The organism is Devosia sp. P3_B2 (genome assembly GCF_056402875.1).
Genome location: NZ_JBFUGO010000001.1, coordinates 222,224 through 242,506, shown reverse-complemented (window position 1 = coordinate 242,506; position 20,283 = coordinate 222,224). Strand labels below are relative to the sequence as shown.

Sequence of the window (20,283 nt, the reverse complement as noted above, 5' to 3'; positions counted from 1 at the left end):
TAACCCGGCCACCCCATGCCCGCTCCCGTCGTCGATGCCAAAGGCATCAACCTGCATCTGAAGAGCGGCACCACTTCGCTGCACATTCTCAAGGATGTCGACCTCACCCTGCAGCCCGGCGAGGTGACCGCCATCGTCGGCCCCTCGGGCAGCGGCAAGACCTCCCTGCTGATGGTGCTCTCCGGCCTCGAACAGGCCACCTCCGGCGCCATCAGCGTTGCCGGCACCGACATCGCGAAGCTCAACGAAGACCAGCTCGCCATCTTCCGCCGCGACGCGCTCGGCATCCTGTTCCAGAACTTCCACCTCATCCCCTCGCTTACCGCGCTCGAAAACGTCGCCCTCACCCTCGAGATCGCCGAGCCGTCGCTGCCCTGGACGACGATCCGCGATCGCGCCGCCGCCGCCCTCACCGATGTCGGCCTCGCCAACCGCCTGACCCACCTGCCCAGCGCCCTCTCCGGCGGCGAGCAGCAGCGCGTCGGCCTCGCCCGCGCCATGGTCGGCAACCCCAAGCTCATGCTCGCCGACGAGCCCACCGGCAACCTCGACCAGGAGACCGGCGCGCATGTCATCGAGCTGATGTTCGGCCTCGCCCGCGAGCGCGGCACTGCCATCCTGCTCATTACCCACGACTCGTCGCTGGCCGGAAAAGCCGATCGCCAGTTGCGCATGAACGAGGGCCATCTGAGCGAGCGGGTGCCCGCGTGAATGCGGTCGCCACCACGCTGCGCGGCTGGCTCCGCGTCGCGTTGAAAGACCTGCGCGGCGACCTCCGCCGCTTCACCATCCTCCTCGCCTGCCTGGCGCTCGGCGTCGGCACCATCACGATTGTCGGCTCGGTCGGTGCGGCGCTGCAATCGGCCCTGCTGCGCGATGCCCGCACCCTGCTCGGCGGCGACATCGAGGCCCAGCTCTCCTATCGCGCCGCCAACCCCGAGGAACGGCAGGAATTCGCGAGCTTCGGCAAGCTCGGCGAAGTCGTCGAAGTCATGGGCCGCGGCGACGCCGGGGACTCGAACAGCTTCCTCGCTATCCGCGCCGTCGACGCCAATTACCCGCTGATCGGCACGGTGACCGTCGAAGGCGCCGACGCTCCGCTGCCCGACCTTCTCGGCAAGCGCGGTGACGGCAGCTTCGGCCTCGTCGCCGACCAGCTGCTGCTCGATCGCCTGGGCCTGAAGCTCGGCGACACGCTCACCATCAGCGACGCCACCTTCACTCTAACCGGCATCATCGGCACCGAGCCCGACCGCATCACCGCCGGCATGCAGTTCGGCCTGCCCGTGCTGATGTCGGTCGATGCCCTCAACGCCACCGGCATCCTCGCCCCGGGCGTCCTCGCCAGCTATCGCTACAAGATCCTCTTGAACGGGACCGATCCCGATACGGCCATGGCGGCCATCAAGACCACCTTCCCCGAGGCCGGCTGGAAGCTCGCGGGTCCCAAGGATGCCACCGCCGATCTGGCGCGCTTCTTCGATATGTTCGCGCGCTTCCTCACCATTGTCGGCCTGTCGTCCCTGCTGGTCGGCGGCCTCGGCGTCTCCAACGCCATCTCCGCCTATGTCACCGAACGCCAGCGCTCCATCGCCACCATGAAGGCGCTCGGCGCGACCGGCCCGCGCATCCTCGTCCACTTCCTGACCCAGGTGATGCTGCTCACCATCGCCGGCATCATCCTCGGCCTGCTGCTGGGCACGCTGCTTACGCTGGTGCTGCTGCCGATCCTCGGCAGCCTCATCGGCCTGTCGCTGCCGCCGGTGGTCGACACCGTGACGCTGTGGACTGCCGCCGGTTTCGGCGCCCTCACCGGCTTCGCCTTCGGCTATTTGCCGCTGCGCCGCGCCGAGAAACTGAAGCCCGCGCTGCTGTTCCGCTCGGCCGGCTCCGCTGTCGAAGGCGGGCTCGACTGGCGTGACATGCTGAAGCCTGGCCTCTGGCTGCCGCTCGGCCTCGCTGCCGCCGGCATCTACGCTCTAGCCGCCCTCACCACCGGCCGCCCGCTGCTGGTGCTGTGGTACGCCATCGGCATCCTTGTCGCGTTCCTGATCCTCCGCGGCGCCGCCTGGCTCTTGCAGCGCACGCTGAAGCTCATCCCCCCGATCTCCAACGCGGCGATCCGCAACGCCATCAAGTCGATCTGGCGCCCCGGCGCCCCCGCCCCTGTGGTCATCCTGTCTCTCGGCCTCGGCCTCGCGCTGCTGCTCCTCATCGCGCTGATCGACGGGAACCTCCGTCATCAGCTCGCCCGCGAGTCGATCCCCAACGCCCCCAGCTTCGTCTTCATGGATCTGTTCGAGGACGAGGTGGACTCCCTCAAGCAGTTCTCGGTCGGCGACAAATCCGTCGAGACCTTCGCCTCCATGCCCGCGGTCACCGGCGCCATCGAGGCCATCAACGACGTGCCCATCGCCGAACTCGGCCGCGTCCCACCGCCCGAATTCGCCTTCGTGCTCGAGGGCGAGATCCCGCTAACCGCCTCCGAAGGCCTGCCGGAACAGTCCACCATCACCGAAGGCAGCTGGTGGCCGCCCAACTTCATCGGCCCGCCGGAAGTCTCGGTGTTCCAGCGCCTCAAGGAACCGCTCGGCCTGAAGCTCGGCGACATCCTCACCTTCCGCATCTTCGGCGACGAGGTGAAGGTGAAGATCGGCAGCTTCCGCGATTACGCCTGGCGCTCCGGCAGCGTGAACTTCGGCTTCGTGCTATCACCCAACGCCCTCGCCGATTTCCCGCTGAGCTATCTCGGCCTGTTGAAGGCCGTCCCCGGCCAGGAGGTCGAGGTGCAGCAACGCCTCGTCGCCGAGTTCCCGGACCTGCTGTTCCTACCCGTCGGCGAAGCCCTAGAAACCTTCGCCGCCATCCTCGCCAACGTCACCACCGCCGTCGAAGTCATCGGCGGCCTTGCCGTTGTCAGCGGCGTACTGGTGCTCGCCGGCGCCATGGCCGCGGGCCGCAAGCAACGCGAGTCCGATGCCGTAGTGATGAAAGTGCTCGGCGCCACCCGCGGTGACGTGCTCCGCGCCTATCTCGTCGAGTACGGCCTGCTCGGCCTCCTCGCCGCGGTCCTCGCGGCACTCCTCGGCCTCGCCGGCACCTGGGCCTTCGTGGAGTTCGTGCTGGAGATCGACTTCTGGGCCGATCCCGCCCTGCTCATCTGGGTCGCCATCGGCACCGTCGCCCTCGCCATCGTCGTTGGCATGCTGACCACTTGGTCGGCGCTTTCCACCCGACCGGCGAGCTTCCTGCGCGAGGAGTGATCGGCTAGCGTCCCGCCAAACGGAGGTCCCGATGCGCCGACTGCTCTTCGCCCTGAGCCTGCTGCTGGTCCCCGCGGCCCATGCCGCCGAACCACAGATCGACGAAGTCCGCGCCGCCTGGGACGCTTGCACCAAGCTGCTCGAAACCGCCCCCAACGACTGGACCGGCTGGCGCCGCAACTTCGACGGCGGCTATTCAGACCACTTCGAGTTCCACGACGGTGGCGACGGCGCCTCTTCGGTGCTGGTCCAGACCTGGCTGATCGACGCCATCGCCACGCAGACCGACACCTCCTGCTACCGCCCCGACGGCAGCCTCGCCTTCATCTTCTCCGAGATGACCTCGCCCAACATGGCCGTGGGTTTCGATGGCCCCGCCATCACCCGCGAAGGCCGCCTCTACTTCGCCCCCGACGGCCACCTGCTGCGCCTGTTGAAGCGCATCACCGAAGCCGGCAACGAAGTCGCGCCCATCGACAACGAGCAATACCAGCTCGCCCGCGGCTGCGGCCTAACCGCCCCTCACGCCACCGTCGAAGACGTCCGCTCCCACATGATCTCGGAGCTCGGCGACATCGAAGGCACGCGCGGGAAATACACCGCCGAGCCGCTCGATTGGTGCGGGATGGAGACGGAATAGCGGGCGCACCTGTTCGCCCGACAGCCTCTCGGCTTCGGTAGATTCAAAGAACGGGCGGTTCCGGCGTGGGTTCGACCACGCGGGTAGTCCGCAATGAAACGGCCGTCGCCACGCCGGAACTGTTCGGAGTTTTTGCGGGGACTACGAGGAAGCGTTCGCACGCCGTGCGCTAAGCACGGACGGTGGACGGGTGCCCGTAGTCGCGGCCGCCAGGGGACGGCTCCCCCAGCACCGAAATCGCCCCACCGACCGTCCGTACGCGACCGCGCCCGTGTGGGTGACGGGGGCAGTGTCTCATTGCTGAAAGGCGGGGGGATAAGTCGGGCAAATTTTCTTTGGTGCTGACGTTGCACGCCGGCCGTCATCCCGGCGAAAGCCGGGACCCAGTGCACTGGGTCATCCACTCGCCCTTAGCCCTCCGACCTTGCCGAGATGGACCGGCACGGCCTGTGCCCAGACAGACTGTCCGAGCAGTGGGTCCCGGCTTTCGCCGGGATGACGGCCTGTGGGTGGTGAGTTTCGCTTGGTAGAGCCCCCACGCGCCGAACCCTAATCCGGCTGCCCGCCCACCTTGGTCACCGCTGCAGACCCGGCCTCGATCCCGCGCCGCAGGCACGTCTCGACATCCGCCCCCCGCAGCTCCGCCGATACGAACGCCGCGGCGAACGCATCGCCCGCCCCGGTCGTATCCACCACATTCACCGCCGGCGCCGGCAGCCTCTGCTTCACGCCCGACGCATCGCCCGCCGCCGCTCCACCCGCTCCGAGCTTGATAATCACCCGCCCGTAATTCGGTCCGAGCACCCGCATCTGCGCCTCGACATCGTCGGTACCGGCCAACGCCACTGCCTCGTCCTCATTGGCGAACAACGTCGAAAACCCCTTGGTCCACTCGAGGAACTTGTCCGCCCCGACCTCCTCGACGAACCCCACCGAGGCCGCATCCACGGCCACGGGAATGCCGCGCGACTGCGCCTCTTCCGCCATCCAGCGCGCCGCATGCCGCGGCTTTTCCGCGAACAGCGAATAGCCCGACACCAGCACGTAGCGGGTCTCCTCGAGCAGCCACACCGGCATGTCCGAGTGCGACAGGTCGAGGTTCGCGCCGCGGTCGGTGAGGAAGCTCCGCTCTCCGTCCGGATCGACGATGATGACGAGAATGCCCGACGGCTTCACCGGATCGGCGATCAGCACCGGATCGACATGGAAGCCGCGCAGATACGCCTCGAGATGCGGCTTGTCGCGCGCCCCAACGCGGGCAACGAAGCTGACGGGCGTCCCCATCGAGCCCAACCACACCGCCTGGTTGGCGCCCGAGCCGCCCGGCCGCTGCGTGATCTGCGCGCGCCGGTCCGAGCCGCGCACGATCGGACCTTCGGGGATCACGATGACGTCGGTCATCACGTCGCCGATGACGATAACCCGGCCGGTGCTGTCGCTCATTTCTTGAGCTTCGCCAACGCCACCGCGATCTCCGCCGCCACCCGCGCGTTGTTCTCAACGAGAGCAATATTGGCGACGAGGCTCTTGCCTCCGGTCAGCTCGAAGATGCGCTTCAACAGGAACGGCGTCAGCTCCTTGCGGCTCACCCCTTCCTTCTCGGCACCCTTGATCGCCTCGTTGATCCGGCCCTCGATCTCATCCTTGTCGAGCGCCGCGCTCTCGGGGATCGGGTTGGCGACCAGCACACCGCCGAGCCCGAGCGCGAATTGCAGCGCGATCACCTTGGCGGCGTCCTTGCCGCTCTCCACCCGATGGTCGACCTTGCCGCCCGACTGCCGCGCCCAGAACGCCGGGAAATCCTCGGTCTGGAACCCCAGCACCGGCACGCCCTTGCTCTCCAGCACTTCCAGCGTCTTGGGAATATCGAGGATCGACTTGGCCCCCGCGCACACCACCGCGACCTGCGTGCGGCCGAGCTCCTCGAGGTCGGCGGAAATGTCGAACGTCGTCTCCGCCCCGCGATGCACCCCGCCGATCCCGCCGGTGGCGAATACGGAAATGCCCGCCGCCTCCGCCGCCATCATCGTCGTCGCGACTGTGGTGCCGGCCACTTCACCCGAAGCGAGCAATGCCGCGACGTCGCGCCGCGAGGCCTTCGCCGCCTTGCCGCCGGTCTGCGCCAGCCGCTCGAGGTCCTTGGCGGTGACGCCAACCTTGAACTTGCCGTCCATGATGGCGATCGTCGCCGCCACCGCGCCGTGCTTTTCGATCACCGCCTCGACGTTCTGCGCCATCTCGAGGTTCTGCGGATAGGGCATGCCATGGGTGATGATGGTGGATTCGAGCGCCACCACCGGCTGCCCGGCATCGAGCGCCTTCTTGACCGCAGGGGAAATGGAGAGATGCTTCTTCAGGCTCACTGGAGCGCCTTTCACTACGAGGTTTTGCCCTCACTTGAACTGAAATCCGCGGCAGTTCAACTCCCCGCCCGCCCCTCGTTCGCGTGGCCGGCCAAAGCTCCTGTGACGGCGCGTCGCAGCACCGTGCTCGCCGGGTTCCCGGCATGGCCGGAATGCCCCTAAAACCCTTGCTCCACGTCGGATTTCCCACTACGTTTCGGCCGGCTGGAAAGCTCGTCGCGAAGGGGCACGTCACTGCTTACGGTTATTGTTGATCCGGAGCCTCCGCCGGATCGATGGGCGCCCGGCTCCGGGCACATTGCGAACCCGAATTCTCCCGGCGCAAGACCCGCGCTGCTTGGCCTACCCTCCCGCGTACCCGCTGACCGACATCTCCGTAGCCGGTCCACCTGCACCCCCAGCTTCTTCGAAATTCGCCCGGCACGCCGTCGGGCTTCTGCCATCCGGCGCCGCGAGGCGTCGGGGCCATCCGCCATGCACCGCAGGCCACCCGCGGTTCTGAATCAAGGAGACACAACAAATGCATAAGCCGATGCTCATCGCCGCTCTGGGAGCGCTGCTCGTCGCTACCCCGGTGCTCGCGCAGGACAATGTGGTCAACGTCTACAACTGGTCCGACTACATCGCCGAAGACACCATCGCCAACTTCGAAGCCCAGACCGGCATCAAGGTGAACTACGACGTCTACGACAATAACGAGATCGTCGACGCCAAGCTGCTCGCCGGCAATTCGGGCTACGACATCGTCGTCCCCTCGGGCAATTTCCTCGAGCGCCAGATCAAGGCCGGCCTGATCCTGCCGCTCGACAAGTCGAAGCTGCCGAACCTGGTTAACCTCGACCCCGCCGTGATGGCCACTGCCGCCTCGCAGGATCCGGACAACGCCCACGGCGTGCCCTACATGATCAACACTATCGGCCTCGGCTACAACGTCGCCAAGGTCACCGCGGCGCTCGGCGCCGACGCCCCGCTCGACAGCTGGGACCTGCTGTTCAAGCCCGAAGTGGTGGCCAAGCTCAAGGATTGCGGCGTCGCCGTGCTCGATAGCCCGTCCGAGGTGATGGGCATTGCTCTCCACTATCTCGGCCTCGATCCGAACTCCGAAAAGGAAGAGGATCTGGCCAAAGCCGAGGCGCTGATGGCCAGCATCAAGCCGTCGCTCCGCTACTTCCACTCGAGCCAGTACATCGACGATCTGGGCAACGGCGAGATCTGCCTCGCACTCGGCTATTCGGGCGATATCTTCATCGCCGCCGATGCCGCCGCGCAGGCTGCCCAGGGCAACGAGGTCAAGTACCTGATCCCCAAGGAAGGCGCTGCGACACTGTTCGACTTCCTCGCCATCCCGGTCGACGCGCCGCATCCGGATAACGCGCTGAAGTTCATCAACTACATCCTCGAACCCAAAGTGGTGGCCGCGATCACCAACTACGTGTTCTACGCCAACCCGAACCTGCCGGCGCTGGAGTTCGTGAACGAGGAAGTGAAGTCGAACCCGGGCATCTACCCGCCGGCCGAGACCATCGCCAAGGCATTCGTGATGAAGGCGCACTCGCCTGAGTTCGAAGAGGTCTTGACCCGGACCTGGACCCGCATCAAAACCGGTCTGTAATCTCCTCAGGGGGCGGTACTCACCGCCCCCTTTTCCAGTCTCAGGTGCCGAATGGCCAAGAAGCCGCAGCTCGCCATCGACACGCGCCCCTGGCGCGATCCGTCGGCCAAGCCGTTTGTGCGCATTCGCAACGTCTCGAAGAAATTCGGCGACGTCTCGGCTGTGCATGAAGTGTCGCTCGACATCTACAAGTCGGAGCTGTTCTGCCTGCTCGGCGGCTCGGGTTCGGGCAAGTCGACCCTGCTGCGCATGCTCGCGGGCTTCGAAAAGCCGACCTCGGGCACCATCGAGATCGACGGCCAGGACATGACCGAGGTGCCGCCCTACCAGCGGCCGGTCAACATGATGTTCCAGTCCTATGCGCTGTTCCCGCACATGAACGTCGAGCAGAACATCGCCTACGGGCTGAAGCGCGATAACATGCCGCGCGGCGAGATCGCCGATCGGGTCGCGGAGCTCCTGAGCCTCGTGAAGCTCCAGGACTACGGCAAGCGGAAGCCGAACCAGCTGTCGGGTGGCCAGCGCCAGCGCGTCGCCCTCGCCCGTTCGCTGGCGAAGCGCCCCAAACTGCTGCTGCTCGACGAACCACTCGGCGCGCTCGACAAGAAGCTGCGCGAAGAGACCCAGTTCGAACTGGTCAAGATCCAGGAATCTCTCGGCGTCACCTTTATCGTCGTCACCCACGACCAGGAAGAGGCGATGACGCTCGCCACCCGCATCGGCGTGATGAACCAGGGCGAGATCGCCATGATCGGCGAACCGCACGACATCTACGAGTTCCCCAACTCGCGCTTTGTCGCGAGCTTCATCGGCTCAGCCAACATGGTCGAGGGCGTCGTCACCGAGGATGAGCCGGACCATGTCCGCATCCGCTCGCCGGAGCTCGGCTGCGACATCTATGTCGGCCATGGTGTCGATTGCGCCCCGGACCAGCTCCTCTGGTGGGCCATCCGCCCCGAAAAGATGGAGCTGAGCCGCGAGAGGCCCGAAGCGCTCAATGGCGCCAACGTCACCAAGGGCGTGGTGGAGGATATCGGCTACCTGGGCGACATGAGCGTCTACCAGGTCGTGCTCGAGAGCGGCAAACGCATCCGCGTCAGCCAGACCAACACCGCCCGCGGCAACCCCGACGCCATCACCTGGGAAGAGCAGGTCTACGTCACCTGGGGCGACAGCTCTGGCTCGGTGCTGACGGTATGACCCTCACCGGCAACCAGTTGCCGCCGCCGCGGCGCCTCCGCCCCTGGAGTGGGCTGGAGCGCCGGCTGCGCGACGTCGGCATTTCCGGCCGCACGCTGGTGATTGCCGCGCCCGCCATCTGGCTGACCGTCTTCTTCCTCATCCCGCTCGCCGTGGTCTTCGGCATTTCGCTCGCCACCAAGCAGTTCGGCCGCCCGCCTTACTCGCCGCTGCTCACCACGGAAGGCGGCACCGTGCAGCTGACGCTGCACCTCTCCAACTATCTGAAGCTCTTCACCGATCCGCTCTATGTCGCGGCCTACCTGAGCTCGATCCGCATCGCGCTGATCGCCACGGTGATCACCCTCTTCATCGGCTATCCGATGGCCTATGCCATCGCCCGCGCCCCGGACAAGTGGCGCAACATCCTGCTGATGCTGGTGATCCTGCCGTTCTGGACCTCGTTCCTGCTGCGCGTCTACGCGCTCAGTGGTTTCATGCGCGGCAACGGCGTGATCAACCAGGTGCTCGCCGTATTCGGCATCGAGCCGCTGGTGATGATGCAGACCGATTTCGCGGTCTATGTGGGCATCGTCTACACCTACCTGCCGTTCATGATCCTGCCGCTCTACACCAACCTCGTGAAGCTCGACTCGGCGCTGCTCGAGGCCTCCGCCGACCTCGGCTCGCGCCCCTGGCAGACCTTCATCTCGGTCACCCTGCCGCTATCGCTGCCGGGCATCGTCGCCGGCTCGATGCTGGTGTTCATCCCGGCGATCGGCGAGTTCGTCATCCCCTCGCTGCTGGGCGGGCCGGAGACGCTGATGATCGGCCGCGTGCTGTGGGACGAGTTCTTCGGCGCCACCAACTGGCCGCGCGCCGCATCCGTCGCCATCGCCATGCTGGTCGTCGTCGTCATCCCCATCCTGCTACTGCAAAAGGCGCAGGATGCGGTGGTCGAGAAAGGCAAGTAGATGCGGCGCGGCTGGTTCCTCCCCATCACGGCGACGCTCGGCTTCGCCTTTCTCTATCTGCCGATCATCTCGCTGGTGGTGTTCTCGTTCAACGAGAGCAAGCTGGTCACCGTGTGGTCCGGCTTTTCCACCAAATGGTACGGCGAACTGTTCGCCGACGAGCAGATGCTGGGCGCTGCCTGGCTGAGCCTTCGCATCGCCTTCTTCTCCGCGAGCTTCGCTCTCGTGCTCGGCACGCTCTGCGCCGTGGCGCTGGTGCGCTTCAAGCGCTTCCGCGGCCGCACCGTCCTCGCCGGCACCGTCTCGGCCCCGCTGGTCATGCCCGACGTGATCACCGGCCTGGCGCTGCTGCTGTTGTTCGTCGGGATGGAATCGACCCTCGGTTGGCCCGCCGGCCGCGGCATGCTCACCATCGTCATCGCGCATACCACGTTCTGCATGGCCTACATCACCGTGGTGGTGCAGTCGCGCCTCTCCGACCTCGACCTGAGCCTCGAGGAAGCCGCGATGGACCTCGGCGCCACCCCGTTCCGGGTGTTCTTCGACATCACCCTGCCGATCATTGCGCCCGCCCTGGTCTCCGGCTGGCTGCTCGGCTTCACCCTGTCGCTCGACGACCTGGTGATCGCCAGCTTCGTCTCCGGCCCGGGCTCGTCCACCCTGCCGATGGTGATCTTTTCCAAGATCAAGCTCGGCGTCTCCCCCGACGTCAACGCCCTCGCCACCATCATCATCGGCATCGTCGCCCTCGGCGTGCTAGGCGCCACGATCATCGGGCTGCGCGCCGGCAAGGAAAAGCGGGCGTCATAGTCCGCGCACCCGCTTCCCAACTTCAGGGCATGAACAGCTAAGCCACCTGCTTCGGCCGCGTCGGCGCCACGATGCTCGTCTTCCCCCCGCCCGCCTTCAGCTTGGCGATCGCCTCGAACTGGATGCAGTTCTTCAACATCTCCATGATCTCGATCCGGTTGCCGTCCGGGTCCTCGATCCACATGCCGCGATTGCGGTCGAGCCCGCGCTTGTCGCTGCGCGGATGCATCAGCGCGATGCCGACGCTCTGCAGGTGCCGCTCCGCCACCTCGATATCGTCGACCGTCAGGCACAAATGGTTGGTCCCCGTCGCCTCCGGACCCGCAACGCGCGATTTCCCGCCCGGGAACAGCTCGAGATAGAGGTTGTCGTCGAAGCGCAGGTAGGCGATCCACGCCTGCCCATCCTCCTCGGTCAGCCGCAGGAACTCGGGGAATCCGAGCTTCTCGTAGAAGGCGATCGAAGCCTCCAGATCCTGCACCTTGAGCGCAATGTGCCCCAGGCTGTTGAACGCCGCCATGCTCGTCTCCTCGTGATGATGTTGTGCCGCGCCCTCCCGGCGCCTGCTGTACTCTGCATCAGTATTAGCGATAATACAACAGACCACGAACGTCCCATCGTTCGCTCATCCCGAACGCGCCGTCGTCCCGGTTTCGTCTTTGTGCCTGCTTGCGCAGCCAACGCGACAGGTCTATGTGAGCGCGGTCGGTCGAACTATCGGCCGGCAAGTTCTCAGGGCGGGGTGCAACTCCCCACCGGCGGTAAATGGGTGAAAGCCCAAAGCCCGCGAGCGCCTCCGGAGCAATCCAGAGGGTCAGCAGATCCGGTGTAATTCCGGAGCCGACGGTATAGTCCGGATGAAAGAGAACGGGACCACGCGCTGGCTTGCCGGCGTCCGCCCATTTTGGGCTGCCCACCATTCGGGCAGGACGCCATTTTCCATCGCCGATCCCCGTAACTCCCTGAGGGAACTGGTTACGGAAAGGATCCACGATGAGCCAGATTTCCTCGTCTACCAACTCTGCCGCCACCGGCGCCGCATTCATGCTGGTCGCTGCCTTCGCCTTTGCCGGTTCCAACCTGCTGCAGTCGGTGCTGCCGACTCCGGTGGAGTATGGCGGCTTCGGCATGAGCTCCACCGGCATGGCCTTCTGGCAATATGTCATTGCCGCCATCCTCAGCCTGCCGCTGATCCTCCGCATCGGCGTCAGCAAGCTCCGCACCAGCCATCCGCTGGCGCACGAGATCCGCGCCTTCGTCTCGGCGCTCGGGGTCCACGTCTTCGTCTACGGCTTCGCCTCCGGGGTGCCGATCTGGCAGATGGTGACCCTGCTCGCCACCGGCCCGCTGTTCATCATCCTCGGCTCCACCATCTTCCTCGGCGAGCGCGCCTCCCCGGCCCGCATCACTGCGGCGCTGCTGGGCTTCGTCGGCGCCATCATCGTCTCCGGCGTCGGCACCGACAGCCTCGGCTGGACGGCCCTCGTGCCGATCGTCGCCGCGGCCCTGTGGGGCACCACCGACGTGCTCACCAAGTACCTCGCACTCAAGGGCGAGAGCCCCGAGACGCTGACCATCTCGCTGCTGGTCCTCGTGACGCCGAACCATCTGCTGATCCTGCTCGCCGTCTGGGGCCTCAGCATCGTCGCGCCCGGCCTGCTACCGGCCGGTATCGCCAACAACGTCTTCGCGCTCCCCTCGGGCAACGCCCTGTGGCTGCTGGCTTTGCTCGGTGCGCTCACTGCCGCCGCGCAGTACCTGCTCGCCTATGCCTACAAGGTGGCCGACGCGACGTACCTGCAGCCCTTCGGCGACAGCAAGGTGCCACTGAGCGGCCTCGTCGGCTGGGTCATCCTCGGCCAGGTCCCGTCGGTCTGGTTCTGGCCGGGCGCAGCGCTGATCGTTCTGGCCTCGGTGTTCATCTACTGGGTCGAAAGCCGCGGCCGCACCGGCACCCTCGCTACCGCCTGAGCTGACTGCACCAACTCAGGCGCTCCGGGGCCGCCGTGACTGCGGCCCCCTGCGGCGACGGCCTCTGGCCGTCGTCCGCTTGTCAGACGGAAACCCAGCGCTGCTCCTGATGGCTCTCTGCCATCGCATGCACCGCCCGCTCGATCTCGAGCCCGCGCGCAAAATCGACGATCTGCGCCGCCCCATCCCCACCGATCGCCTTGAGCAACTCGTGGCACTCGATGATCTTCAGCTCGTTGAAGCCCAAGCCATGCCCCGGCGCCGGAATGAACCGCTCATACGGCGCATGCACCGGAGCCGTCAGGATCGTCCGAAACCCCTGCTCGCTCGCGTGGTCGCTGGCGGTGTAGAGCTGGAACTCGTTCATCCGCTCCTGGTCATAAACGATCGTCCCCTTGCTGCCGAACACTTGCAGCGCAATCCGCCCCTTCCGCCCCCAGGCCGAGCGGTCGAGCGCCATCACCCCGGACGCACCATTCGTAAGCTCCAGTAGCACCGAAGCAATATCGTAGGTCTCGACCTTCCGCCGCCCGCCATCCCGGCTCGGCCGGTCGGCATAGGGCATCGCCAGCTGCGCCATCACCCGGCTCACGCCACCGAACAGGAACTGCATCAGGCTCAGCGGATGCACCCCGAAATCGTCGAGCGCGCCGTAGCCCGACGACGCCTCGCTCTTCCAGTAGAACAGGGCCTCGGGGTCGGCCATGAAGTCCTCGTCCATCTCGAACCGGACATGGTTCACCGCCCCGATCGCTCCCTCGTCGAGCAGCCGCTTGATGTGCCGGATCACCGGGTTCTGGATGTAGTTATAGCCGAGCGCCGTGACCTTCCCCGAGGCCTTCGCCGCCGCAACCATCCGCTGCGCTTCGGCAAAACCCACCGCCATCGGCTTCTCGCACCAGACGTGCTTGCCCGCCTCCAGCGCCGCGATCGCCATCTCCGCATGGAAGGCGTTCGGCGTCGTCACCGACACGACCTCCACTTCCGGATCGGCAATCAGCTCGCGCCAGTCCGAGGTGGACTTTTCGAACCCGAACTCGTCGGCCCGCCGCGCTGCCAGCTCCGGCGACACCTCGGCGAGATGCACCAGCCGCGGCTTCGGCCCATCCCCGAACACCGGCTTTACCCCATTCCAGGCCAGCGCATGGCACTTGCCCATGTATCCCGTGCCGATGAGGCCGACGCCGATGGTGGTCATGTTTTCTTCCTTCCGCCGGTGGCTGGGGACCCCCACCCCTGTCCCCTCCCCCTACTGGGGAGGGAGAACCACACACCAAAATTGAGGCCAGCGTCTCCCTCGCCATTCTTAGGGGGAGGGGACAGGGGTGGGGGTCGGCTCGCACCGAACAAGCCGTCTATCAAAAGAACACCCGGAGCCCTTGCGGACTCCGGGCGTCAGCTCCTTGGAGGAGAGCTTACTTGTAATCCGCGGCGTTATCCTTGGTGACCAGCACGGTACCGGTATCGATCCACGGCTCGAGCGTCTTGCCGGCCTTGAGGTCGACCAGCGCCTGGATGCCGAAGCCGCCCATATTGGCCGGCGCCTGTGCCACCGAAGCGGTCATTTCGCCCGCGAGGATCGAGGCCGCCGCATCCGGGTTGGCGTCGAACCCGACAACCATCACGTCCTGGAGCTTGGCCGCAGCCTTCAACGCTTCCACGGCGCCGAGCGCCATGTTGTCGTTGGAGCCGAAGATGCCCTTGATGTTCGGGTTGCCGGCAAGGATGTTCTCGGTCACGGCGAGGCCCTTCGCGCGATCCCACTCGGCAGTCTGCTCGGCGACGACCTTGAGGCCGCAGGCTTCGAGACCCTTCTTCGAACCATCGGCGCGAGCCTGCCCGGTCGACTGCGAAATCAGGCCCTGGAGGATCGCGACGTCCGAACCCGACGGCAGGTTCTTGCACATGAAGTCGGCGGCAAGTGCGGCGCCCACTTCGTTGTTGGTGCCGATGAAGGTGACGCCTTCATTGATGCCGCGGGTATCGACGAACACCACCGGGATGCCGGCGGCCTTGGCCGCGTCCACCACCGGGGCGAGCGCGTTCGGGTCGGTCGGCGCCAGTGCGATGCCGTCCACCTTCTGTGCGATCAGGTCTTCGATCTGGGTGATCTGTGCCTGCACGTCCGATTCGGACGGCGGCGCGACGACGATCACCTCGACGCCGAGTTCGGCACCCTTGGCCTTGGCGCCGGCCTCGACCGCCGCCCAGAACGGATTGCCGGCGCCCGGGCCCTTCATGCCCAGGACGAACGCGGCGTTGGCCGAACCGGCCATGGCGAGCAGCGCACTCAGCGCAACGCCCGTAAGAAGCAGTTTCTTCATGGTCATGGTCCTCCCTGAACCATTTGTTGTCTCCGTTCCCTCAGGACCCCGGCCGGGAGACACGGCCGGGCCCGATTCCTCCTAGCGGCGCACCGCAGCGCGGCGGCGCAGCACGTCGATATAGACGGCGACGATGATCACCAGACCGATCAGGATCTGCTGCCAGAACGCCGAGACATTGTTGATATTCAAGCCGTTGCGCAGGATGCCCATGATCAGCACGCCGGCCAGGACGCCCAGTACCGTGCCACGCCCGCCGAAGAACGAGGCGCCGCCAATGATCACTGCCGCGATCGCATCGAGCTCGATACCGATGCCGGCATTGGGGAAGCCCGAGTCCGTCCGACCGGCGAGCAGCAGGCCCGAGAGCCCGGCCATGAAGCCCGAGATCATGTAGACCACCACCAGGGTACGATCGACATTGATACCCGACACCCGCGCCGCATGTGGATTGCCGCCGATGGCGAAGATGTGCCGGCCCATATTGGTCTTCTCTAGGAAGAACCACAGCCCGATGGCGCACACCCCGACAAGGATCAGGCTCGCCGGGATGCCCGCTGGCGCCGGCAGCCCGAGGCCGAAATAGGCCTGCCCGATGTAACGCACCTCAGGCTGCAGGCCCGAGATCGGCGCGCCGTTCGAGATCAAATAGGTGAGCCCGCGCGCTACGTTCAGCGTGCCGAGCGTCATGATGAACGGATGCGGCAGCTTCAGCACCGTGAGACCCACGCCGTTCACCCAGCCGACGATCAGCCCGATCGCCGGACCGATCAGCAGCACCACCGGCCACGGCACCCCGGCCTTCGACGCAATCGCAAGGCTGACCATGGAGAGTCCCATGATCGAGCCGACGCTGAGGTCGATGCCGGCGGTGACGATCACCACGTACATGCCGAGCGCCAGCAGCGCCAACGAGGCGTTTTGCTTCAGGATATTGGTGAGGTTCTGCGCCGACAGGAACACGTCCGGCTTGATCGCGGCCAGCACCGCCATCATCACCACGACGACGAGGATGATGCCGTAGACCTCGAGGAATTTCGACATGCCGGGGCCGCGAAGCGAGAACCCGGATTTGGTAGCGGGGGTATCAGACATGGCCCGCCCTCAATGCATGTTGTCATGGGCGAGGGCGGTGGTGTGCCCCTTGGTCCCCATGATCCAGCCGATGACCTCGTTGCGCGAGGTCTTTCCCAGCTCCGACTCGGCGAAATTGGTGCCCTGGTAGAGCGCCATCACCCGATCGCAGCAGTAGAAGATGTCGTCCATGCGGTGCGAGATGATGATCACCGCCACCCCGTGCTCCTTCAGCGAGCGCACCAGATCGAGCACCTTGCCGACTTCCTTGATGGCGAGAGCCGCGGTCGGCTCGTCCATGATCACCAGCTTGGCGTCGAACGCGGTGGCCCGCGCGATCGCCACCGCCTGCCGCTGTCCGCCCGACAGGTCCTCGGTGTTTTGCTCCACCGATTTGACGTGGATATGCAGCCGGTCGAGGTGGTCGGTCGCCATCTGCCGCGACCGCTTATGGTCGACGATGGTCAGCGGCCCGAACTTCGTTCCCGGCTCGCGGCCGAGATAGATGTTCTCGTAGATCGGCATGTTCCCGGCCAGCGCGAAGTCTTGGTAGACCATCTCGATGCCGAGCTTCTGCGCGTCCTTGGGGCTCGAGAAATGCACCGGCGCGCCGTTGAACACCAGGTCGCCCTCGCTCGGCTTGAACAGCCCGCTCAGGATCTTCATCAGGGTCGATTTGCCGGCGCCATTGTCGCCGACCACGCCCAGCACTTCACCCGGCGCCACGTGGAAGTTCACGTCGCGCAGCGCCGTGATGGCGCCGAAATACTTCGATATTCCCCTGGCTTCGAGCAGCATTGCCGCCATTGTGCACGGTCCTCCCCGACCTTGCTGCGGCCTCGTTCTCATTGAATGGAACGAATGATACCGCATTCCCTGTTGATGGAATGTTTATTCCATTCTAAGGTGGGTCGTCAAGCGGGACGTGTTCCAAATTCGGAACGTGGATAACCCGAACGGTGCTGGCAGAAGTTCATGGACTTGGCCTGCACTTATGTTGGACTCTGCCGCGTCGAATGCATGCATTTTGAGGCCGGAATGGACGACGGGGATATCAAGCTCGATGATGCGGTGCCGCGGGACTTTCCCGCACTGCGCGCGCTGATTGCTGCCCGCGCCCCCACCCTGCCCCGCCGCCTGACCCAGGTGGCGAGCTTCGCGCTCGATAACCCCGACGACATCGCCTTCGGCACCGCCGCCAGCGTCGCGCAACGCTCGGGCGTGCAGCCGTCAACGCTGGTGCGCTTCAGCCAGGCCCTTGGCTATCAAGGCTTTTCCGACCTGCAGGACGTGTTCCGCGCCCGCCTGCGCGACCGCGTCCCGAGCTACGAAGAGCGCCTGAAGCAGCTGCGCGAGCACGGCGGCGCATCAAAAAGCGGCCTGCTGCTGCAGGGTTTTGCCGATGCCGCCGAGCGCTCGGTCGCCGACCTGCGGCTCAAGCTCGACCCGGAAACCCTTGATACGGCTGTCGAAATCCTCGCCAAGGCGGAGACCGTCTACCTCGTCGGCCTCCGCCGCTCGTTCCCCATCACCAGCTACATGGCCTACGCCATGGGCAAGCTCGGCATCCGCAATATGCTGGTCGACGGCATCGCCGGGCTCGGCGCCGAACAGATCGGCTTCATCTCGCCCCGCGACGCAGTGCTGGCCATCAGCTTCACACCCTATGCCAGCGAGACGGTGACCCTCGCCCACGCGGCAAAAGCCCGGCACGCCAAGGTCGTCTCGATCACCGACTCGATCTTTAGCCCCATCGCGCCGATCGCCGACGCCTGGCTCGAGATTGTCGAAGCGGACTTCGAGGGCTTCCGCTCGATGGCCGCAACCATGGCGCTGGCGATGACACTGACCGTCGCGGTCGCAAGCCGACGCGGCGAAAAGTAGGACACCCCCTGCCTTCTCCTACAAGGGGAGAAGGCGACTGCTGCACCCCAGAGCCTCAGGCCTTCTTTTGCGGATAGCCCAGCGCGCTTCCGGCGTACGCCCCGACCACCGTCTGCTCGTACTCCACGCAAGACCCTGTCATCGGCGACGATTCCGGGCCGCCGAGGAAGGCGATCAGCCGGGCTACGTCTTCCGGCTTGATCAGCTTGCCGAACGGCCGCGTCGGCTCGGCCTGTTCCAGCCAGTCGTCCGATGCGTCGTGGAACTTCTTCAGTGTCTCGTGCTCGCCCGGCGTGTCGGCCCAGCCGAGGATGATGCCGTTGACCCGGATCCGCATCATGTTGACGGCGTTGGCGGTGTTCTTGGTCAGCGTCATCAGCGCGCCCTTCGACGCGCTGTACGCCGCGAGGTTGGGCGAGCCGATATAGGCGTTGACCGACAGGATGTTGACGATCGTCCCCTCGGTGCGCTCGCGCTGCATCACCTTGATGGCGTCCTGCATCAGGAAGAACGGCGCCCGCACGTTGACGGCGAACATCTTGTCGTAGAGCGCGAGATCGGTGTCGAGAATGGTGCCGCGATCGGTCAGCCCCGCGATGTTGGCGAGGATATCCACCCGGCCGAACGCCTTGTCCGCCGCGGGAATGACCTTCGCCACCGCCTCGGGATCCGCCAGATCCGCCTCGACGAAGACTGCCTTGGTGCCGGCTGCGTTCAGCGACTTGGCCACCGCCTCGCCCTGCTCGGCGCGCCGATCGACCAGCACCACGCCGGCCGCGCCGCGCGCCGCCAGCAGCCGCGCCGCCGCCTCGCCGATGCCCTGCGCGGCACCGGTGACAACGGCAATCTTGCCGGCAAATTGGGCGGAGGCACTATCAGTCATGTCTGGGACTCAAATGGGTAAAGGAAAGCGGCCGGAGACTAGGGATTTGGGCAACGCAAGCCAAGCCCCATCGTGCGATGACGATGCTTCCCATTGGGCAGCCGCGCCGGTGCTCTCCGACCCCCACCCCTGTCCCCTACCCCTGAACATGGGGAGGGAGCCCCTCACATGAATTCCAGCGTTTCCCGTCTCCTCCCCATTCTTAGGGGGAGGAGACAGGGGTGGGGGTCCACAGCCACCAAGGCCTTGCGCCTTACCCGACGCGGACCGCCTGTCCGGTCTGCGAGCTCTTGGTTGCGGCTTCCGCCAGCTTCTGCGCCTGCAGTCCATCGTATCCGGACGGCGTCGGCGTGGTGCCGTTGGTCATCGCGTCGATGAACGTGTTCACCTCGGCCGCGTAGGCCGCGACGTACCGGTCGATGAAGAAATTCTGGATCACGTCCTGCGTGAAGCCGGCCCCGTCGGCCCGCTCGAGCGTCGTCATGTGGATGTTGCCGGCACGCAGCATGCCCTTCGAGCCGTGCACTTCGACCCGCTGGTCGTAGCCATAGGTGGCGCGGCGGGAGTTGGTGATGACAGCGATCTTGCCAGAGGCGGTCTGCATCTGCACCGCGGCGGTATCGACGTCGCCAGCGACGCCGATGGCCTTGTCGACCAACGCGCTACCGAGCGCGTGGACCGAGACGAACTCCTCGCCGACGAGGAAGCGCGCCATGTCGAAATCGTGGATCATCATGTCGCGGTAGAGCCCGCCGGAACGCTCGATATAGCTGACTGGCGGCGGCGCCGGGTCGCGCGAGACGATGGTGACGATCTCGACATCGCCGATCTCCCCGCCCTGGATCCGCTTCTGCACCGCGGCGAAGTTCGGATCGAACCGGCGGTTGAAGCCGATCATCAGCGGCACGCCGGCCGCCTTAACCACCGGCAGGCAGGCCTCGATTCGCTCCACCGACAGCGACACCGGCTTCTCGCAGAGGATGGCCTTGCCCGCCCGCGCCGCCCGCTCGATCAGGTCGGCATGCGTGTCAGTGGGGGTGGCGATCAGGACCGCATCGACGTCGGAGGCGAGGATCTCGTCGATCGTCGCGACCTTGGCGCCGACCGAGGCGGCCAGCGATGCCGCAGCGTCGGGAATGGCGTCGGCGACGTAGGTGACGCTGGCCCGGCTGGAGTTGCTAATCGTCCCCGCGTGGACCTTGCCGATACGCCCCGCACCCAGGACAGCAAACCTGACCAATTCTATTCTCCCCGATCAACCTAGATGAACGGATGCTGCATGCATCCTGAACTGCAAATCTGTGCA

Annotated in this window: 18 protein-coding genes and 1 riboswitch; of the genes, 9 read left to right on the top strand and 9 right to left on the bottom strand. The window is 65.8% G+C overall.

What is annotated here, in order from left to right; translation table 11 throughout:
* The first annotated feature begins 15 nt into the window (after positions 1-15).
* The 3 genes from AC1DV8_RS01240 to AC1DV8_RS01230 are packed head-to-tail and all read left to right on the top strand — an operon-like array spanning position 16 to position 3,903.
* Positions 16-711 (top strand): ABC transporter ATP-binding protein, encoded by a 696-nt coding sequence (locus tag AC1DV8_RS01240; RefSeq protein ID WP_477148256.1) that lies wholly within the window; start codon positions 16-18, stop codon positions 709-711.
* Positions 708-3,263: an ABC transporter permease gene (locus AC1DV8_RS01235; RefSeq protein WP_477156176.1), complete on the top strand. Its 2,556-nt coding sequence runs from the start codon at positions 708-710 to the stop codon at positions 3,261-3,263. The genes AC1DV8_RS01240 and AC1DV8_RS01235 overlap by 4 nt, the downstream gene beginning before the upstream one ends.
* Positions 3,264-3,294: 31 nt before the next feature.
* Complete coding sequence (locus tag AC1DV8_RS01230; RefSeq protein WP_477148258.1) at positions 3,295-3,903, top strand: hypothetical protein; 609 nt, start codon at positions 3,295-3,297, stop codon at positions 3,901-3,903.
* Between the two features lie 549 nt (positions 3,904-4,452).
* Here AC1DV8_RS01230 and AC1DV8_RS01225 read toward each other — a convergent pair.
* Together AC1DV8_RS01225 and AC1DV8_RS01220 are read right to left on the bottom strand one after the other, a co-directional pair.
* Complete coding sequence (locus tag AC1DV8_RS01225) at positions 4,453-5,346, bottom strand: carbohydrate kinase family protein (protein WP_477148259.1); 894 nt, start codon at positions 5,344-5,346, stop codon at positions 4,453-4,455.
* Positions 5,343-6,266 (bottom strand): pseudouridine-5'-phosphate glycosidase, encoded by a 924-nt coding sequence (locus AC1DV8_RS01220; RefSeq protein WP_477156175.1) that lies wholly within the window; start codon positions 6,264-6,266, stop codon positions 5,343-5,345. The genes AC1DV8_RS01225 and AC1DV8_RS01220 overlap by 4 nt, the downstream gene beginning before the upstream one ends.
* 520 nt (positions 6,267-6,786) lie before the next feature.
* On the opposite strand from AC1DV8_RS01220, the gene AC1DV8_RS01215 reads away from it, so the two are divergent.
* Genes AC1DV8_RS01215 through AC1DV8_RS01200 form a run of 4 tightly spaced genes read left to right on the top strand, consistent with a single transcriptional unit; the run spans position 6,787 to position 10,841 of the window.
* A complete protein-coding gene (locus tag AC1DV8_RS01215) occupies positions 6,787-7,878 on the top strand; it encodes a polyamine ABC transporter substrate-binding protein (protein WP_477156174.1) in 1,092 nt (363 codons plus the stop codon).
* Between the two features lie 51 nt (positions 7,879-7,929).
* Positions 7,930-9,078: an ABC transporter ATP-binding protein gene (locus AC1DV8_RS01210; RefSeq protein ID WP_477148262.1), complete on the top strand. Its 1,149-nt coding sequence runs from the start codon at positions 7,930-7,932 to the stop codon at positions 9,076-9,078.
* The gene (locus tag AC1DV8_RS01205) at positions 9,075-10,031 is read left to right on the top strand and encodes an ABC transporter permease subunit (RefSeq protein WP_477148263.1); all 957 of its coding nucleotides are present in this window, start codon (positions 9,075-9,077) and stop codon (positions 10,029-10,031) included. The genes AC1DV8_RS01210 and AC1DV8_RS01205 overlap by 4 nt, the downstream gene beginning before the upstream one ends.
* Positions 10,032-10,841, top strand: a complete 810-nt coding sequence (locus AC1DV8_RS01200) for an ABC transporter permease subunit (protein WP_477148264.1) — start codon at positions 10,032-10,034, stop codon at positions 10,839-10,841.
* A gap of 37 nt (positions 10,842-10,878) precedes the next feature.
* On the opposite strand, the gene AC1DV8_RS01195 is transcribed toward AC1DV8_RS01200, so the two are convergent.
* A complete protein-coding gene (locus tag AC1DV8_RS01195) occupies positions 10,879-11,361 on the bottom strand; it encodes a VOC family protein (protein ID WP_477156173.1) in 483 nt (160 codons plus the stop codon).
* A 204-nt stretch (positions 11,362-11,565) separates the two neighbouring features.
* Positions 11,566-11,714: riboswitch (FMN riboswitch) on the top strand.
* 120 nt (positions 11,715-11,834) lie between these two features.
* Between AC1DV8_RS01195 and AC1DV8_RS01190 the strand changes: the two genes are divergently transcribed.
* Complete coding sequence (locus tag AC1DV8_RS01190; protein WP_477156172.1) at positions 11,835-12,812, top strand: DMT family transporter; 978 nt, start codon at positions 11,835-11,837, stop codon at positions 12,810-12,812.
* Between the two features lie 82 nt (positions 12,813-12,894).
* Here the strand turns inward: AC1DV8_RS01190 and AC1DV8_RS01185 are convergent, their stop codons facing one another.
* From AC1DV8_RS01185 to AC1DV8_RS01170, 4 genes are all read right to left on the bottom strand, one after another.
* Complete coding sequence (locus AC1DV8_RS01185; protein ID WP_477156171.1) at positions 12,895-14,010, bottom strand: Gfo/Idh/MocA family protein; 1,116 nt, start codon at positions 14,008-14,010, stop codon at positions 12,895-12,897.
* Between the two features lie 217 nt (positions 14,011-14,227).
* Entirely contained in the window at positions 14,228-15,136 is a 909-nt protein-coding gene (locus AC1DV8_RS01180) for a sugar ABC transporter substrate-binding protein (protein ID WP_477148268.1), read from the bottom strand.
* 81 nt (positions 15,137-15,217) lie between these two features.
* On the bottom strand, positions 15,218-16,231 hold the full coding sequence (locus tag AC1DV8_RS01175; protein ID WP_477156170.1) for an ABC transporter permease: 1,014 nt from the start codon (positions 16,229-16,231) through the stop codon (positions 15,218-15,220).
* Between the two features lie 9 nt (positions 16,232-16,240).
* On the bottom strand, positions 16,241-17,017 hold the full coding sequence (locus AC1DV8_RS01170) for an ATP-binding cassette domain-containing protein (protein WP_477156169.1): 777 nt from the start codon (positions 17,015-17,017) through the stop codon (positions 16,241-16,243).
* 231 nt (positions 17,018-17,248) lie between these two features.
* Here AC1DV8_RS01170 and AC1DV8_RS01165 point away from each other — a divergent pair, with 231 nt between their 5' ends.
* Positions 17,249-18,094 carry a MurR/RpiR family transcriptional regulator gene (locus tag AC1DV8_RS01165; RefSeq protein WP_477148271.1) on the top strand — a complete coding sequence of 282 codons (846 nt, stop codon included), beginning with the start codon at positions 17,249-17,251 and terminating at the stop codon, positions 18,092-18,094.
* A 55-nt stretch (positions 18,095-18,149) separates the two neighbouring features.
* Here the strand turns inward: AC1DV8_RS01165 and AC1DV8_RS01160 are convergent, their stop codons facing one another.
* Positions 18,150-18,977 (bottom strand): SDR family oxidoreductase, encoded by an 828-nt coding sequence (locus AC1DV8_RS01160; protein WP_477156168.1) that lies wholly within the window; start codon positions 18,975-18,977, stop codon positions 18,150-18,152.
* A 253-nt stretch (positions 18,978-19,230) separates the two neighbouring features.
* On the bottom strand, positions 19,231-20,217 hold the full coding sequence (gene iolG / locus AC1DV8_RS01155; protein ID WP_477156167.1) for an inositol 2-dehydrogenase: 987 nt from the start codon (positions 20,215-20,217) through the stop codon (positions 19,231-19,233).
* Between the last annotated feature and the right edge of the window lie 66 nt (positions 20,218-20,283).

What these genes read in the sequence shown, in the direction of transcription:
- AC1DV8_RS01240 (WP_477148256.1), top strand. Translation starts at nt 16, where the DNA reads ATGCCCGCTCCCGTCGTCGATGCCAAAGGCATCAACCTGCATCTGAAG.
- AC1DV8_RS01230 (WP_477148258.1), top strand. Translation starts at nt 3,295, where the DNA reads ATGCGCCGACTGCTCTTCGCCCTGAGCCTGCTGCTGGTCCCCGCGGCC.
- AC1DV8_RS01225 (WP_477148259.1), bottom strand. Translation starts at nt 5,346, where the DNA reads ATGAGCGACAGCACCGGCCGGGTTATCGTCATCGGCGACGTGATGACC.
- AC1DV8_RS01215 (WP_477156174.1), top strand. Translation starts at nt 6,787, where the DNA reads ATGCATAAGCCGATGCTCATCGCCGCTCTGGGAGCGCTGCTCGTCGCT.
- AC1DV8_RS01210 (WP_477148262.1), top strand. Translation starts at nt 7,930, where the DNA reads ATGGCCAAGAAGCCGCAGCTCGCCATCGACACGCGCCCCTGGCGCGAT.
- AC1DV8_RS01205 (WP_477148263.1), top strand. Translation starts at nt 9,075, where the DNA reads ATGACCCTCACCGGCAACCAGTTGCCGCCGCCGCGGCGCCTCCGCCCC.
- AC1DV8_RS01200 (WP_477148264.1), top strand. Translation starts at nt 10,032, where the DNA reads ATGCGGCGCGGCTGGTTCCTCCCCATCACGGCGACGCTCGGCTTCGCC.
- AC1DV8_RS01195 (WP_477156173.1), bottom strand. Translation starts at nt 11,361, where the DNA reads ATGGCGGCGTTCAACAGCCTGGGGCACATTGCGCTCAAGGTGCAGGAT.
- AC1DV8_RS01190 (WP_477156172.1), top strand. Translation starts at nt 11,835, where the DNA reads ATGAGCCAGATTTCCTCGTCTACCAACTCTGCCGCCACCGGCGCCGCA.
- AC1DV8_RS01185 (WP_477156171.1), bottom strand. Translation starts at nt 14,010, where the DNA reads ATGACCACCATCGGCGTCGGCCTCATCGGCACGGGATACATGGGCAAG.
- AC1DV8_RS01180 (WP_477148268.1), bottom strand. Translation starts at nt 15,136, where the DNA reads ATGAAGAAACTGCTTCTTACGGGCGTTGCGCTGAGTGCGCTGCTCGCC.
- AC1DV8_RS01175 (WP_477156170.1), bottom strand. Translation starts at nt 16,231, where the DNA reads ATGTCTGATACCCCCGCTACCAAATCCGGGTTCTCGCTTCGCGGCCCC.
- AC1DV8_RS01170 (WP_477156169.1), bottom strand. Translation starts at nt 17,017, where the DNA reads ATGGCGGCAATGCTGCTCGAAGCCAGGGGAATATCGAAGTATTTCGGC.
- AC1DV8_RS01165 (WP_477148271.1), top strand. Translation starts at nt 17,249, where the DNA reads ATGGACGACGGGGATATCAAGCTCGATGATGCGGTGCCGCGGGACTTT.
- AC1DV8_RS01160 (WP_477156168.1), bottom strand. Translation starts at nt 18,977, where the DNA reads ATGACTGATAGTGCCTCCGCCCAATTTGCCGGCAAGATTGCCGTTGTC.